At 48.3% G+C, this 13,319-nt stretch carries 12 protein-coding genes and 1 pseudogene; 5 read left to right on the top strand and 8 right to left on the bottom strand.

Translation table 11 applies throughout. From position 1 onward, the window contains the following. Positions 1-291: 291 nt before the first annotated feature. Both Q0413_RS03850 and Q0413_RS03855 read left to right on the top strand, forming a co-directional pair. The gene (locus Q0413_RS03850) at positions 292-819 is read left to right on the top strand and encodes an AraC family transcriptional regulator (protein WP_298987479.1); all 528 of its coding nucleotides are present in this window, start codon (positions 292-294) and stop codon (positions 817-819) included. A gap of 37 nt (positions 820-856) precedes the next feature. Then, positions 857-1,201 (top strand): AraC family transcriptional regulator, encoded by a 345-nt coding sequence (locus tag Q0413_RS03855; RefSeq protein ID WP_298987482.1) that lies wholly within the window; start codon positions 857-859, stop codon positions 1,199-1,201. Between the two features lie 90 nt (positions 1,202-1,291). Here the strand turns inward: Q0413_RS03855 and Q0413_RS03860 are convergent. The 6 genes and pseudogenes from Q0413_RS03860 to Q0413_RS03885 form a co-directional block, all read right to left on the bottom strand. After that, positions 1,292-1,870: pseudogene (locus Q0413_RS03860) on the bottom strand (NAD(P)H-dependent oxidoreductase). Positions 1,871-2,007: 137 nt separating this feature from the next. Further along, positions 2,008-2,628 (bottom strand): Type 1 glutamine amidotransferase-like domain-containing protein, encoded by a 621-nt coding sequence (locus Q0413_RS03865; RefSeq protein ID WP_298987484.1) that lies wholly within the window; start codon positions 2,626-2,628, stop codon positions 2,008-2,010. A gap of 360 nt (positions 2,629-2,988) precedes the next feature. After that, positions 2,989-3,885, bottom strand: a complete 897-nt coding sequence (lpxD, locus tag Q0413_RS03870) for a UDP-3-O-(3-hydroxymyristoyl)glucosamine N-acyltransferase (protein ID WP_298987487.1) — start codon at positions 3,883-3,885, stop codon at positions 2,989-2,991. A 31-nt stretch (positions 3,886-3,916) separates the two neighbouring features. Further along, complete coding sequence (gene ilvN / locus Q0413_RS03875; protein WP_298987489.1) at positions 3,917-4,387, bottom strand: acetolactate synthase small subunit; 471 nt, start codon at positions 4,385-4,387, stop codon at positions 3,917-3,919. A 2-nt stretch (positions 4,388-4,389) separates the two neighbouring features. After that, positions 4,390-6,084 (bottom strand): acetolactate synthase large subunit, encoded by a 1,695-nt coding sequence (locus tag Q0413_RS03880; RefSeq protein WP_298987491.1) that lies wholly within the window; start codon positions 6,082-6,084, stop codon positions 4,390-4,392. A gap of 441 nt (positions 6,085-6,525) precedes the next feature. Continuing rightward, the gene (locus tag Q0413_RS03885; RefSeq protein ID WP_298987495.1) at positions 6,526-7,242 is read right to left on the bottom strand and encodes a helix-hairpin-helix domain-containing protein; all 717 of its coding nucleotides are present in this window, start codon (positions 7,240-7,242) and stop codon (positions 6,526-6,528) included. Between the two features lie 113 nt (positions 7,243-7,355). On the opposite strand from Q0413_RS03885, the gene pta reads away from it, so the two are divergent. From pta to Q0413_RS03900, 3 genes are all read left to right on the top strand, one after another. Beyond that, positions 7,356-8,915 (top strand): phosphate acetyltransferase, encoded by a 1,560-nt coding sequence (pta, locus tag Q0413_RS03890; protein WP_298987498.1) that lies wholly within the window; start codon positions 7,356-7,358, stop codon positions 8,913-8,915. Next, complete coding sequence (locus Q0413_RS03895; protein ID WP_298987501.1) at positions 8,915-10,147, top strand: acetate kinase; 1,233 nt, start codon at positions 8,915-8,917, stop codon at positions 10,145-10,147. The genes pta and Q0413_RS03895 overlap by 1 nt, the downstream gene beginning before the upstream one ends. A gap of 528 nt (positions 10,148-10,675) precedes the next feature. Continuing rightward, entirely contained in the window at positions 10,676-11,293 is a 618-nt protein-coding gene (locus tag Q0413_RS03900) for a hypothetical protein (protein WP_298987504.1), read from the top strand. Positions 11,294-11,536: 243 nt separating this feature from the next. Here the strand turns inward: Q0413_RS03900 and Q0413_RS03905 are convergent, their stop codons facing one another. Together Q0413_RS03905 and Q0413_RS03910 are read right to left on the bottom strand one after the other, a co-directional pair. Beyond that, entirely contained in the window at positions 11,537-12,709 is a 1,173-nt protein-coding gene (locus Q0413_RS03905; protein ID WP_298987506.1) for a HAMP domain-containing sensor histidine kinase, read from the bottom strand. Beyond that, positions 12,702-13,319 (bottom strand): response regulator transcription factor (locus tag Q0413_RS03910; RefSeq protein WP_298987509.1); only part of this gene is annotated, 618 nt, incomplete at its 5' end. The genes Q0413_RS03910 and Q0413_RS03905, both read right to left, overlap by 8 nt.

Here is a 13,319-nt window from a genome sequence, read left to right on the forward strand (position 1 = left end):
TTATCCCACTCGCTAACCATAGAAACCGCCTCTAGCGGTGATTTTGCCACGTTTGTACTTGCCATTGCATTGCCTCCTAAAATAAAACTTGACGTCATAAGCGCCGCCGCAAATTTCTTAAGATACATCTTTGTCTTTTCGGTTTTGATTTAGCTTTACAAGCTGTTTTGTAATGTGCATTCTAGCAGGATTTTAAATTTTACGTTAGAACGATCCTCCAAATTTCATGCCTAATTCTGCAAAATTTCTAAAAAGGAGTATAATTTCATAAAATTTGAGGCGGAGAGCAAGATGAGTGAGCTAAATTTACTAAAAGAGCAGACAAAAGAGTTTTTACTAAATAGATACGGCGTAAACGGCCTTGTTCAAAGCGACATCGACTCGCTTGATTTTTACATCAGCGAAAAGACGCATGATTTTATCAATGTCATCTACAATCCATCTTTGTGCATTATACTTCAAGGGGCAAAGTCGGTGGGCTTTGGCGATGAGATGAGCGGATACAACGAGCAAAGGTATCTGCTCACATCGACCTATATGCCTCTAAGAGTGAGCCTAACCGACGCCTCAAAAGAGAGGCCATATATCTCGCTTACCCTTAATTTTAGCATGGATGAAATTTATGAAGTGCTAAAAAACGTCGAGATAAAAAAAGAAGATAACATGCAAAAGAGCCAAAAGGGGGTATTTTTCGGCGATCTTGCGGAGGAGATACTAGAGCCTGTTTTGAGGTTTGTTTGGTTGCTAGAAAAGCCAAAAGAGAAGATCAAATTTCTATCGGATCTTGCCAAAAAAAAGAGATCCTTTATGCCCTTGTAACAAGCGATAAAGCGGCTATTTTTTAAACAAATTTGCTATGCAAGGAAGCGTCTCGAATAAAATTTTAAAAGCCGTCGCAAAGATAAAAAACGAATTTTCGCAAAAGCTAAATATGAAAGAGGTCGCGCGCGAATGCGATATGAGCGAGTCGTCGCTCTATCATAACTTCAAGGTCGTAACCTCGCTAAGCCCCATAGCTTTTCAAAAAAAGATCCGCCTAGAAGAGGCAAAAAATCTGCTCGCGACCAAAAATATCAGCGTTGCGCAGGCCGCCTTTGACGTAGGATACGAGAGCGCGTCGCAGTTTAGCCGCGAATACACCAGGATGTTTGGCGTACCGCCTAAAATTCACAGCGAAATTCTACGCTCCGGCGTGGCGTGAGTTTAAATTTAGATCAAATTTAACGGCACAAAGGGCAGGGTAAAATTTCTACTGTCTAGCTTATAAATTTGCGCTAAAGTCTGCTTAAATTTAGCCGAAAACCCTTTTTAAATGCGCTTCGTAATCCCTCGTAAAACGCTCTACGTCGGGATTTTTAATGACGTCGTTACACATAAAAGTAGGCAGCCTTTTCGTGCCTAAAAACTCATTTATCTTATGAAAATGCAAGTAAACGCCGTCCACGCCCACGCCCTCGAAAAAATCGCCTGGCTTGTCAAATGCCTGAAGCGGCGCATTCCACGTGACGCTTAGCATATGCGATTTGCCCTTTATCATGCCGCCGGTGCCGTATCCGTCGTTTGGACTCGCGCTGTGCCGCCCGTCGTTTGCCACTATCTTGCCTATGCCGCCCATAAACACCTCGTCTACGTACTTTTTGACTAGCCAAGGCTCGCCCATCCACCACGCGGGCATCTGCTAGATCACGGCATCCATCCATAGAAATTTTTCTACCTCAGCATCTATATCGTAGCCCTCGTGTATCGTAGTTTCGCACGTTTCGTGCCCTAAGGCTTGTAGCGTTTTTTTGGCTAACTCGTGCAGCGTCTTGCTTAGCTTGCCGCCTTTGCCGTTAAAAGGCGCTCCGCCGTTGATAAGTAATATTTTCATTTTGATCCTTTGATTAAATTTATTCGTTAGCGACACTCGCACACCTAAGTTAAAATTTCACTTCGCAACCCTATGCGAAAATATAAGCGTAAATTTTATGAAGCGTTTAATTACTAATTTTACTTTTACGCCGCAGTTTACCGCCCTAAAATTTCAAATTTATCGCCGTGCACCGCGATCGCTTCGGCGTTATTTATCGGCGTCAAATTTAGCTTACTGCCGTAAATTTTTAAAATTTCAGCCGCGCTTTGCACGAAAGGCTCCTCGCCGTAGTGTACTACTGGATAGAATTTAACAAGATCTAGCCCAGTTTGCGCTGCTACTAATTCACTACCACTCGCATCGTCCATCACGCTCGCATACTCCACGCTAGGCGCCGCTATCATCGCACCCGCCGACTCGCCCACGTACACGAGCTCGCCGCTTCGGACGCGATCTGCGATGAGGGCTACCAGATCCTTCTTTTTAAGCTCGCGCAAAAGATAAAAGGTGTTGCCGCCGCTTACGTAAAGCACCCGCGCCGCGCCGATCTTTGCCTTGGCTTCGGCTTCGCTCACTTTTGAAACATCTAAAATTTGAACCTCAAAACCCATTTTGGCAAACGCCTCTTTCGCCTCGTCCACGTAGTCTCGGTATTCCTCTACGTTTGCGGCGGTCGGGATAAAAAGCACCTCTTTAGCGCGGATATTTTGCCTCGCATAGTCCTCAAAAAGCGTCGCCGCACCCGCAAAATAGGAGCATAAAAACATCTCTATCATTGTTTTTCCTTTAATTAAATTTGCGCTGATTTAAAGCGCTCGTAAAGCTTGGCCGCAATGACTGCGAGCAAACGTATTTCAAAACGAGTAGATCAAATTCTACCGCGCCCACAAAGCAAGCGCACGACAAAAAAACGGCGCGGGCGGAATTCTGTCGATAAAAGGGCAAAATTTACCGCCGCAGCGATTACAAAATACGCCAAAACCCAAACGGCAACGCAAACCACTCCACAATCACCAACTGCCTGGCGATTTCAAACTTCACTGAAACGACGCGAGCCTGTTAGATTAAGCTAGCTAGAGGAGTCGATCAGAGCGAACGATCGAATCGATCAAGGCAAGTCAGCCAAGGCAAAACGGCTAGTGCTTTTTATCTTTAAAAAATCTAACGATCTTAGCCTGCAGCTTGAACCACTCGCTAAGCTCCATTATAGGCTGCCCCGCGTAGTTTTTGCCGCCCGCTAGATCCTTGCTTATGCCGCCGCGCGCCGCGATCTGAGTGAAATCGCCCACGCTTACGTGTCCGCCGCTGCCGCTCTGTCCGCCCATCACGACGTTACGCCCAAGCGTCGTCGAGCCCGCAAGTCCAACTTGAGAGACGATGAGGCAGTTTTGCCCAAGCTCGCAGTTGTGCCCGATTTGAACGAGATTGTCGATCTTGCTGCCCCGCCCAATTATCGTCGAGCCGAATACCGCGCGATCGATCGTCGTGCATGCGCCGATTTCGACCTCGTCTTGCAGCACGACGTTACCGTTGTGATAAATTTTAACGTGCTCGCCCGTTTTAGTGTGTGCATAGCCGAAACCGTCGCTTCCGATGACGGCGTTTGCGTGGATCACGCAGCCGCTTCCGATATGTACGTCATCGCCGATATACGCGCCGCTTAAGATGACGCAATTCTCGCCGATCGTGGAATTTACGCCGATATGTACGTTCTGCCCGATCTGCGCGCTGGCGGCGATCTTTGCGGGCGCGCCGCTGCGAATGAGCGGCTTAGCAAAATGCGCGCTTAGGATCGCAAAGGCTAGATGCGGATTTTCGCACTCTAGCACTCGCACGCCGCTTGGGGCTGCGGTGCCGATTTTTACTAGCACGGCGGCCGCTTTGGTGGCAGATAAAAATTTCTCGTTTTTGTCGCTGTCGCAGTAGCTCAGCTCGCTTTGCCTTGCGTTTTGAAGCGAATTTATCGCGGTGATCTCCGCGTCCGCTCCGCTAAGCTCTATGTTTAAAATTTCGGCAATTTTGGATAATTTCATTTGCGCTCCTTTGATTAAATTTTATCGCCGCTTACATATCCAGCGCGACGCTGCCGCCGCGGACGACGTCGATCGGATTGTATTTTTTTATCGTCTTTAAAAATCCATCGATGCGGTCTGCGTCGTCGCACGCCATGATGACGATCTTGCTGTCGTCGCTGTTTGCGATGCTGCCGTTGTAGGCTTTTAAAACGGCGTCAAGCCCCGCTAAATTTTCACCCAACGCGATCTTTACCAAAACCATCTCCTTTTCGACGAATTTTGCATCCTCAATGACCTTGTAAACGGGGATCAGTTTATGAAGCTGCTTAGTGATCTGCTCTATGACGCGCTCGTCGCCCGAAGTGACGATGCTAAGGCGCGATAGACCGGTATTTGAGATCGGCGCAACGGTGAGGCTGTCGATATTATAGCCGCGCCCCGCAAAAAGCCCCGAAATCCGCGACAAAACGCCGTGCTCGTCGGTAACGACGACCGAGATTACTCTTCTTATGCTATTCATCTTTACGACTCCTGCTCAAAAATCATATTGTAAAGCGCGCCGCCTGCAGGCACCATCGGCCAGACGTTTTCGAAGCGATCGATCTTAGCCTCGATGACACTTACTTTCTTACTCGCAAGAGCCTGCTTCAGCGCGTCTTCAAATTCCGCTTTTGTGCTAACGCTAAAGCCTACGCCGCCGAAGCCCCCCGCAATTTTTACGAAATTGGGCTGCGAGCTAAGATCGGTCGATGAGAAACGCTGCCCGTAAAATAGGCTCTGCCACTGCCGCACCATGCCTAAGAAATTGTTGTTTAATACGATATTTACGACGTTTAGACCGCTCGCGCTCGCAGTCATCAGCTCTTGGATATTCATCAAAATCGAGCCGTCGCCGCTGAAATTTATAACCGGTCTGTCTCCCGCATAAGCCTTCGCGCCCAATGCCGCAGGAAGACCATAGCCCATCGTGCCCTGCCCGCCGCTACTTAGCAGAGTGCGTGGCTTGCAAAACGGATAAAACTGCGCGACCCACATCTGGTGCTGCCCCACGTCCGTAGCGATGATAGCATCCTCGCCCGCGATTTTTGCGGTGCTTTGTATAACCCACTGCGGCTTTAAAATTTCATCGCTGTCGTTAAATTTAAGCGGGTGAATTTCATCGTATTTGCGGATGAGCTCGCGCCACTGCTCGAAATTTGCAGGGCTGACCTCGCTTTTAATGCGCGGCAGCATCTCCTCTAACACCGATTTCACATCGCCCACGATCGGATAATCCGCGTTTATGATCTTTGAGATCGAGCTAGGATCGATATCGACGTGGATGATCTTTGCGTTTTTGCCGAATTCGCTAAGCTTGCCGGTTACGCGATCGTCAAATCTCGCGCCCAAGCAGATTATCAGATCAGACTCGCTAAGCGCCATATTTGCGGCATAGCTGCCGTGCATTCCGACCATACCTAAATTTAATTTATCGTCGCTTCGCACGGCTCCCAGCGCCATAAGGGTTTGCACGACCGGGATCTGCGCAAACTCGCTAAGCTCGCGCACCAGCTCGCTTGCACCCGCGCTGATGACGCCGCCGCCGATGTAGAGGATAGGCTTTTTGCAGTTTGCGATTAACTCAACGGCTTTTTTGATCTGTTTAGCGTTGCCTTTATAATTCGGCTTATAAGTCTGCATCTTGATTTCACTAGGATATTCAAAAACGCCTAGCTTCGCCGTCACGTCCTTCGGCACATCGACATGCACGGGCCCCGGTCTGCCGCTGCGAGCGATATAAAAGGCTTCTTTTAAAATTCTAGGCAGCTCTTCGATCGTTTTAACCAGATAGTTATGCTTGACGCAGGGGCGTGAAATTCCGATCGCATCGATCTCTTGAAAGGCGTCGGTGCCGATAAGCGAGGTCGCCACCTGTCCGCTGATAAGCACGATCGGGATGCTATCGCTATACGCCGTAGCAAGCCCCGTAAGCGCGTTCGTAAATCCAGGACCGCTTGTAACGACCGCCACGCCGACCTTGCCGCTAGCGCGCGCGTATCCGTCCGCAGCCATCGCCGCAGCCTGCTCGTGGCGCACCAAAATGTGTCTGAAGTATTTTTGTTTGTAAATTTCATCATAAATATTCAGCGCCGCGCCGCCCGGATAGCCGAAAACCACCTCGACCCCCTCCTGCCGCAACGCCTCCACGATCATCTGCGATCCGCTAATTTCTTTCATACGCCCATCCTGTTTCGTTGGAATAATTTTGTGATTATATTATTTTGTAAATTAAATTTCACAAATTTTAGGCGCTAAATCGGGTCGAATTTAAAATTTAATAGCAGCAAGACGGGGCAAAATTTTGGAATTTAGCGAGAGTAGAAAAGGCAAATTTAAAATTTATCATGTGGCTGGATTTCGGATTTAAAATTTTAAAGTGCAGATTTGTTTCGACCAAACGCGGCGCATCAGTTTTAACGTAAAATTTTGACTTGAAATTTTGCCACGCGAGGCTTGGATTAAATTTATAAAATTCTTTGAAATTTTATCGTAGCGCAGAGCGATGCCAGCGTAAATTTTAAATTCCATCGCTACAAAATTTTAAAATTTAGCCGTAAATTTAGGGCGGGCGGAATCTCGATTATAAAATTTTAAATCCCGCCTGCGTAAAATTAAATTTTAAAACCCTCTATCTACCTGCACGCCTACGCCCACACTAGCGCAGTTGCCGCTTTGCGGATCGCAGTCGCCGAAGCTTGTGACGCTACTGGATCTTTTTGAGCGGATCGTTCCCATATGCATAGGCACCGGCATGTTACGGCGCGAGCTTCCGCCAATCTCGCTATCGCTCATACCGCCAGAACTTCTCCTGCGAGAATAATCATCGCGAGGAGGTGGCGGTGGCGGAGGAGGTGGTTTTATGCCTCCGTGCGGAGGTGGTGGCATACCGCCAGGAGGCGGAGGAGGTGGCGGCATCATGCCGCCATGCCTACCATATCCTGGCGGAGGCGGTAAAGTGCCGGTCTCTGTGATCGTGATGCCATTGCCGTAATTTTCAACGCGTTTGTAAGTAGAGCCTCCGTAAACCGTGCGGGTGCGGGTCTTTTCGACTACGACTATATCGCGATCAGGCTGCACCGGCTGCTGCACGTTAGCTCTAGGCGATATTTCAAAGCTCTTCTGCAATTTGGCGGTATCGTAACTTGCAAAGCCGTTGATGCCCTTTAGCTCATCTGCACTTGAAATTTCGCGCTTTTGGCGGTATTGCATAAGCATATCCGCCCTACCCGCATCAAGCCCACCGATCGTCATCAGCTCGTAGCGACTAGCTTCGTTTATGTTGATTTTCGCCGCGGCGAGGCTCACTAAAAGAGCCAAAATCACTAAATTTTTCATGTGCGCTCCTTTGTTGAAAGTTACCAAATTCTAAACCCTCACGATAAATCTTTGATTAACACGCAAGCAAAATTTTGCTACAATTGCCTATCTTATTTCAAAAGGATCAACCGATGAACGGAATTTTGCTCCTATGCGACGAACCCGCCGCCTACCAATCCGAGCTAAAAAAACTAGATAAAATTTTATCCATGAGCTTTCACAACGTTTTGCAACTTTGCATCGCTGGCGACAATGCCCTTTTTAGCAGGAGCGAGCTTGAAAAAGCGCTCGCGGATGGGCAGGATGAGCGCGTGCGAAAGGCGGCGATAGAGCGCTTTACGCAGATTTTAGAGCAATGCAATTTTGTGCTGGTTCACGGCGTAGCGGGAGCCGATCTGCGCGAGCTAAATTTACAAATCGCAAAGGATCTAAATATCCCTGTTTGCGGATTTTATCCTAACGAAATTGCCGCGCGCATCGGCACACGCTTGATCACTGCGGCAAAAGCGGTAAGCTTTGCCAGCATATATGAGGATAAAATTTCATTTTCCGCGCTAAGACCTGCACAAGAGGGTGCAAATTCTAAAAAATCGGAGCTTTACAGTAAAAATTCCGCCTGCGAAAGCGGCGCGATAGAGCTTGATAAAGTCGTTGCCGACAAAAGCTACTTCACGGACGCCGCAAACTCCACGCGCTGTGAAATTCTAACCCCGTTGAAATTTGAAAGCAAGCTCTACGCAAAGGCTCGCGCGAACGTTAAAACAGTCGTGCTTCCAGAAAGCGACGATGAGAGAATTCTGCGCGCGGCCGCGATTGTAAAGCAAAGCGGCGCGGCAAATTTGATCCTTTTAGGGCGGCAAGACGAAGTGCAAAAAAGCGCAAGCAAGCTGGGTCTCGATCTAAGCGGCGTTAAAATTTTAGATCCGCAGACGGATGCGAGCTTAGAAAAATTTGCGCGCGATCTATATGAGCTTCGCAAGGCAAAGGGCATGAGCGAGGCGCAGGCGCGCGATTTAGTGCGCGATCGCACCTACTTCGGCACGATGCTCGTGTATGAAGGGCTAGCCGATGCGATGGTAAGCGGTGCCAGCACGACTACTGCGGAGACGATTCGCCCCGCGCTTCAGATCATCAAGACAAAGCCGGGCATCGCAACCGTTAGCGGTGCGTTTATAATGTGCCTGGATACGCAGGCTCTGCTTTTTGCCGACTGCGCCGTAGCGCCGAGCCCGAGCGCGGAGTATCTGGCGGGTATCGCGATTTCAAGCGCCGCGACCGCAAAGGCGTTCGGGTTTGAGCCGCGCGTGGCGATGCTAAGCTACTCCAGCGGCGATAGCGGTAGCGGTGAAAGCGTGGAATTCATAAAAACTGCAACGCAAAAAGCGCGCGAAAAGGCGCCGGCGCTTTTAATCGACGGACCGCTGCAATTCGATGCGGCGGTCGATGCCGCAGTCGCTAAGAAAAAGATGCCCGGCTCCGCGGTCGCAGGGCGCGCGAACGTATTTATCTTTCCCGATCTTAACTGCGGAAATATCTGTTATAAGGCCGTGCAGCGCACCGCAGGCGCCGTAGCGATCGGGCCGATTCTGCAGGGCTTAAAAAAGCCGGTAAACGATCTAAGCCGCGGCTGCAAGGTCGCCGATATCGTAAACACGATACTTATCAGCGCCATTCAAGCAGGAGAGAATTAATGGATATCCTAGTCATAAATTCCGGCTCGAGCTCGGTTAAATTTAAATTCCACGATATGCTAAATCACGCCTGCATCGCAAGTGGGCTCATCGAGGAGATCAGCTCGACGCACGCAAGCGGAAGCATCAATTGCGCCAACGGACGAAGCATAAAGGTTGAAAACGAGCAAATTCCAAATCACGAGACCGCGATTGCGATCGCGATCGATCTTTTAAAACAAAGCGGAGTAATCAACGATCTAACTCAAGTAGGCGGCATCGGGCATAGAATAGTCCAAGGTGCGGATTATTTCGACGCTCCCGCGCTCATAGATGAGGACGTAATGGCTAAAATCGCCGAGCTTGCGCCGCTTGCACCGCTACACAATCCTGCAAATTTAGCGGGCATCAAATCCTGCCTAAAGATTGCTCCTAAAATTCCAAACGTCGCGGTTTTCGATACGATATTTCATCAAAGCATCCCGCCTTATGCGTATATGTACGCGCTGCCGTATGAATTCTACGAAAAATATAAGGTTCGTCGCTACGGCGCGCACGGCACATCGCATTGGTTTGTCTCGACAATGGGAGCGAAATTTTTGCGTAAAAAATACGAAAACTTCAACGCCATTACGCTACATCTTGGCAACGGCTCGAGCGTGAGCGCCATAGAAAACGGCAAATGCATCGACACCTCAATGGGGCTAACGCCGCTTGAAGGCATCATCATGGGCACCAGATGCGGCTCGATCGATCCCGCTATCATCCCATACATCGAGCGCGTCGCGGGCTACAACGCGCAGGATATGGACGTCATAATGAACAAAAAAAGCGGACTGCTCGGCATCTGCGGCGCAAGCGATCTGCGAAAAGTATATGAAAAGATGGAAGGCGGCGAGCCGCGCGCGAAACTTGCGTTTGAGATGCTCGTGTACAGCGTCGTTAAGATGATCGGAGCGTATTATGCCGTGCTCGGGCGAGTGGACGCTTTGATCTTTACCGGAGGTATCGGCGAGAATGCGCCGCATTTTAGACAAAATGTCTGCGAGAAGCTCGCTCATATCGGCATCGAAATCGATGCGACAAAAAACGCCAAAAATACCGGCTCGATTAGAAATTTAAGCGCGGCGGATAGTAAAATCAAAACGCTCGTAATCCCTACCAACGAGGAACTTGCGATCGCTGAAGCTACGGTCGATACGATCAACAAAAACTCCGCGCAGATCGACTATCAGAAATACTCGGAATTTTAAATTTGATCTAGTGGGATTCCGCGGTTATTTTGCGAGCAGCGACGCCAACTTGCCTTTTTTGTTAGGCAATTAAATTTTGGGTCTTGGCTGCAAGTCTACGCTAAATGAAAGAGCCTTTTATTTTAGAGGCTTCCCGGTCTCGACGATACGAGAAATTGCTACGCTACGCGCGGGTTTAAATTTTATTCGTCGCTTCCGATAAAGCTTAAATTCTTCCTCGGAGGGGGCGGAGCAGAATAGGCCATACTTGCGAAGCACCCTTTTTTGCTTTGCCTGGGCCTCGCCTCGCGACCTCAAGCAGACCCCACCGCCCCAACCTGCATCTGCCTCACTGCGCGTTAAAGGCGGCGAGACTTTATTTTTAAACAAAGCTTTGCTGGTTAAATTTAATAAATTTTATTTCAAATTTGACCGCAAAATTCCAAAGCAAGTCCTCGTCGTGAAATTTTACCGAACGATAAGGCATAAAATTTTAAAATTTAGCGCAAGCCGGGTTTTGGCACGCAAATTTTATTAAAGGAGCGAACGATGAGCGATTTGCTAAATTCACAAGGCGCGCAAGAGCAAGATACGCCGTATCCCGATACGAAATTTATTAAATTTTTCGGGCGACTTTACGCGGCGGTTTTTGCGCTGTTTGCGATCACGGCGCTTAGCGTATTCGTGCTACCCGAAAATATTTTAGACGTAAGTCCCTCGTGCGCGGACTTCGTTAAATTTATGAAGCAGTTTTTTCCAAACATCGCCGCGATCGGCAAAATAAGCCCGCACACGCAGCTTGCGGAATTTTACGTCGCGGCATTGTGGGTACCTATTTTAACGGCTTTCGCGCTAAGCTGCGTGTATTATCCAATCGCCGTATTTTATATGAAAAAGAGCTTCCCGCCGTCAACGCAGCTAATTATGCTTATCGGCATACCTTTTATCTATTGGCTTCTAAATAATTATTTCTACGCCGATTTTGCCATAAACGGCATCCCACACAGAGTAGGCAACGGGCGGACGTTTCCAACTTTTGCGAGCAGAGAAAGCTTGTTTGGTTGGCTATCGTTTTTTGGAGGCGGCTCAATATTTTTTGGTATGTCTGTTCCGATTTTATTCAGTAATATAGTCCACTGGATATATCTATCGAGAAATAAAAGCTAAATTTTATGAAATCGCGGACGAATAAAATTCCGCACCAATAACTTTCAGGGTCATTTTACGAGCGCAAAGCGAGCGAGCGATAAAATTCCGCGCTCCGTTTTAGAACAAAGACAAGCGACGATTAAATTTAAACGCTCCGGCAATTAGAGCCTTTTTGCGCGGAATTTAAGCGACCAAACTACGATTAAATTTAAACCGCAAGCGACCGCTTTTAAATTTTAAATTTCACTAAATTTTAAAATTTTACTCTCGCCACGTAAGGCGAAAGGTCGTTATCTCGCCCGGCACGCTGTCGTAGGAGATAGAAAAGGAGTATTTTTTGCAGACCTCGCTTACGATGCTAAGCCCGATGCCAAAGCCGCCCTCGCTTGAGTTAAAGCGTGCGAAACGCCTAAAAATTTCGTCGCCCCTTTTCCTGTCGATCCCCTCGCCGCTGTTTGAGATCGCCAGCTCGCCGCGCCTTAGCCGCACATCCACGTAGCCGCCTGCATCGGCGTATTTTACGGCGTTGCTTAGCAGATTGTCGATCAGGCGCGAAATTTCATAAATATTTGCGTTCATGCTCGCATCCGAAAGATCGGTTTTAAGGCTTAGTCTGCGTTTTTGGATAAACGGCGCGAAATATTCGCAACGCGAAGCAACGAGGCTTTTTAGATCGATCGAGCTAATCTCGCCCTCCTTATTCATACCGAAAGTTAAAAACACGAGATCCTCGTAGATGCGCGAAAGCGTCTTGGCGGCAAGATCGATATTAGCGACGCGCTTGGCGTTGTATTCTCCAAGCTCTGCGTGCCGCATCGTCTCAACGCTCATCGAGATGATGCTAAGCGGAGTATTGATCTCGTGGGTGCTATCTTTGATGAAGCGATTTAGCGTGTCGATCTTATCGTAAAGCGGCTTTGTACCTAGCCGCACCAGATAAAACGCCACGGCTAATATCACACCCAAAAGCGCTATCATCATCGCTGCGGTTTTGATACGAAGCGTTAAAATTTCGCCCTGCACGCTACTTCCAAGCAGGATGATTTTAGCCTTGGAAAAGGCGTTTCGCTCCTCCATATTTTGCAGGTTTTCATAAATTCCTAGCCTTCCGCCACTTATAAATTCCGCCTTTAGCTTCGCTTTATCAAGTGCGCCAAGCTCACCACTGCAGCCGTAAATTTCATCAGAGTTTGGCTTAAATATACACGCATTCACGCCCTTTTCGCGCTCGAAGTCCGCCAGCGAGCCCAGCCCGTCCATGCTCGCTTTCATATAGATCATCATTTTGATCTCTTTTAGCTCTTTTATCCTGTGCGAAAGCAGCGCGGCTTCGTTCATCCTGTAATTTATCTTGAAAAAATATCCTAAAAACAATGCACTTGAAATGAGATATAAAGATAGAATTTTAAGCGTTAAAGCGGTCTTTTCAGACATACAGATACCCTGCGTTGCGGCGGTTTATGATGTGCTCTTCGCCTAGGACGCGGCGTAGATTTTTGATATAAGTTCGCAGCGCTTCCTCGCTCGGAGTTTCGTCAAAAGCGTAGATCGCGGAGAAAATTTCATCCTTGCTTAAAAGCCTGTTTTTATTTTGTAAAAAAAGCGCCAGCAGCTCGCGCTCTTTGTTTGAAAGCGCGACGGGCACGCCCGATCTGCGAAGCTCTTTGCTTGCAAAGTAAAATTTAAACTCGTCGTCAATAGTTACAAAATCATCGAAATTGTGGCTGAAGTTTCGCTTTATGAGCGAATTAACACGCAGTAGTAGCTCTTTTAGTTCATACGGTTTTTTGAGATAGTCGTCGCAGCCGCTTTTAAAACCGACCTCAAGATCATCAAGCGTATTTAGCGAAGTAGCAAATATCGCAGGAGTGTGATCGCCGCTCTTGCGCAGCTCTTTTAAAAGTGAAAATCCGTCGCCTTTGGGGATTTTCACGTCAAAGATAAAGAGATCGAAGTTTTGCTCGTAGGCGAGATCCGCGGCGCTTTGAGCGTCGCTGCAAACGCACACATCAAAGCCCGCGTGTTTTAGATATTCTCCGATGAG

Source organism: uncultured Campylobacter sp. (genome assembly GCF_938045465.1).
In the GTDB taxonomy this organism is placed as follows: Bacteria; Campylobacterota; Campylobacteria; order Campylobacterales; family Campylobacteraceae; genus Campylobacter_B.

Excerpts from the sequence above, each read along its gene's own strand:
- Q0413_RS03905 (WP_298987506.1), bottom strand. The coding sequence starts at position 12,709 with ATGTCTGAAAAGACCGCTTTAACGCTTAAAATTCTATCTTTATATCTC.
- Q0413_RS03855 (WP_298987482.1), top strand. The coding sequence starts at position 857 with ATGCAAGGAAGCGTCTCGAATAAAATTTTAAAAGCCGTCGCAAAGATA.
- ilvN (WP_298987489.1), bottom strand. The coding sequence starts at position 4,387 with ATGAATAGCATAAGAAGAGTAATCTCGGTCGTCGTTACCGACGAGCAC.
- Q0413_RS03865 (WP_298987484.1), bottom strand. The coding sequence starts at position 2,628 with ATGATAGAGATGTTTTTATGCTCCTATTTTGCGGGTGCGGCGACGCTT.
- Q0413_RS03900 (WP_298987504.1), top strand. The coding sequence starts at position 10,676 with ATGAGCGATTTGCTAAATTCACAAGGCGCGCAAGAGCAAGATACGCCG.
- Q0413_RS03895 (WP_298987501.1), top strand. The coding sequence starts at position 8,915 with ATGGATATCCTAGTCATAAATTCCGGCTCGAGCTCGGTTAAATTTAAA.
- Q0413_RS03880 (WP_298987491.1), bottom strand. The coding sequence starts at position 6,084 with ATGAAAGAAATTAGCGGATCGCAGATGATCGTGGAGGCGTTGCGGCAG.
- pta (WP_298987498.1), top strand. The coding sequence starts at position 7,356 with ATGAACGGAATTTTGCTCCTATGCGACGAACCCGCCGCCTACCAATCC.
- lpxD (WP_298987487.1), bottom strand. The coding sequence starts at position 3,885 with ATGAAATTATCCAAAATTGCCGAAATTTTAAACATAGAGCTTAGCGGA.
- Q0413_RS03850 (WP_298987479.1), top strand. The coding sequence starts at position 292 with ATGAGTGAGCTAAATTTACTAAAAGAGCAGACAAAAGAGTTTTTACTA.
- Q0413_RS03885 (WP_298987495.1), bottom strand. The coding sequence starts at position 7,242 with ATGAAAAATTTAGTGATTTTGGCTCTTTTAGTGAGCCTCGCCGCGGCG.